Here is a 1,790-nt window from a genome sequence, read left to right on the forward strand (position 1 = left end):
TGAGCTGCGGGTCTAGCGTCGCGGCCGGCCGTGGACGGCTGTTGTCGCGCGAAGTGCTCGATCGGACACTTGCGGCATGGGCGGCGAGAAAGTTGTCGACGATTTGGATGCAGTCGTCGGCGTGGATGTGGCGCAGTCCTGTGAGGCGAGCGAACACTATCGGTCCGAGGAGCTGAATGAGGGCGAAGGTGGTGTCGATCTCGCCGAGTACAGCGCGGGCGTCAGGGGCCGTCAGGATCTGATCCAGGGACTTGCGGTATTGCTCTATGACACGGGCCCGAAGCGAGACCACCGCGCCAGGATCGAGATCGCGCCGGCTGGCGTCGCCGCTGTTGACGGGTCCCATTGCCAGCCAGGCCAGCGTGGTCATCTGCACGGGAGCTTGGTCGATGAGGTCGGCTTGGGTGGTGAGCAACGAAATCAGACGTTCACGTAGCGGACCGGTATCGATATCGGTGTCGACTGGGGGGAGTAGTCGCTCGAAGGTTGCAGCAAGCAGGTCAGTGGTACTTCCGAAGTGGCGGTACAGCGTGGCACGTGCAACCTTCGACATGCGGGTGACCGCCTCCACGGTGACCGCCTCGACACCGCCGGTGGCCAGCAGCTGGCCCGCCGCTTCGAGTAACCGGTTACGTGAGCGCGCCAGCCGGGGGTCGGCCGGGCCCTCGGCTGCAACGAGAGGGTCGACCATGAACGGGCTCCGCTCCATTTGACTGACAAGACATGTCCTCGCTTGACCATTCTGTCACACCCGCAAAGTTATGATACTAATAGTCTCGTACCGAGACGATCAGTCTCGAACTGGGAGGCTGGCCGTTGAACGAACGTAGATCCGACTCTGCCAGCGTCGCTCGATGGAGCGGTGCCCAGTGGTGGATGTTGATTGTGTCGTGCATGGCAGTCGCGTTGGTGGTGGCCGCAATGGCAGCATTGTATTCAGCGTTGCCCCAGATCGCGGTCGCGACAGGGGCGACGCAAGCTCAACTGACCTGGATAGTCGACGGTTATACGTTGGTTTTGGCGTGCTTCGTTCTGCCTGCCGGTGCGATCGGTGACCGGTACGGTCGCCGGGGGGTGCTCGTGGCGGGGTTGGCGTTGTTCGCTTTCGCGTCGGCATTGCCCTTGTTTCTCGCCGACCCGGCGTGGCTGATCGCTGCTCGCGCGTTGGCTGGGGCGGGTGCGGCGCTGGTCATGCCCTCTACCCTGTCGATACTGACCGCGGGATTTCCACCGGCGCATCGCGGCCGCGCTGTAGGTGTGTGGGCCGGGGTTGCTGGATCCGGGGCGGTCCTGGGCATCCTCGGGGCTGGTGTGCTGCTCGAACAGTGGTCGTGGACCTCGGTGTTCGTCGGGTTGACCGTCGCCGGAGCGGTTCTGGCCGGGTTGGCATGCAGTATCGCGGAGTCCCGCCAGCAGGAGCATCCACCGGTCGATTGGGTGGGCGCGGTGACCGTAGTTGTCGCGGTCGGGGCGATCGTCTTCGCTGTGATCGAGGTTCCGGCCCGTGGCTGGTCGGATTCGCTCGTCGCCATCAGCACTGCGGTGGGCTTGTTCGCAGTTGTGGTGTTCGTCGTCGTAGAACTACGTTCCTCGGCACCCCTACTCGATGTCCGGTTGTTCGCCCGCCGTGGCTTCGGTGCCGGCGCACTGTCGGTCTGTATCCAATTTCTGGTGACCTTCGGGGTGTTCTTGCTGTTGGTGCAGTATCTGCAGTTGATTCTCGGTTATGGACCGCTCACCGCCGCGCTGGCGTTGACCCCTATGGTCGTGCCGCTCATCGTGATCTCGGT

The 1,790-nt window shown here is 63.6% G+C and carries 2 protein-coding genes; one reads left to right on the forward strand and one right to left on the reverse strand.

Annotation, left to right across the window (positions count from 1 at the left end):
- A partial coding sequence (locus A2J03_RS12045; RefSeq protein ID WP_068373906.1) for a TetR/AcrR family transcriptional regulator occupies positions 1-691 on the reverse strand: 691 nt, incomplete at its 3' end.
- Positions 692-894: 203 nt separating this feature from the next.
- Here A2J03_RS12045 and A2J03_RS12050 point away from each other — a divergent pair.
- Positions 895-1,790: MFS transporter (locus tag A2J03_RS12050; protein ID WP_442971345.1), on the forward strand; the 896-nt coding region annotated here is incomplete at its 3' end.

The sequence above is a fragment of the Rhodococcus sp. EPR-157 genome (assembly GCF_001647195.1).
Lineage (GTDB): Bacteria > Actinomycetota > Actinomycetes > Mycobacteriales > Mycobacteriaceae > Rhodococcoides.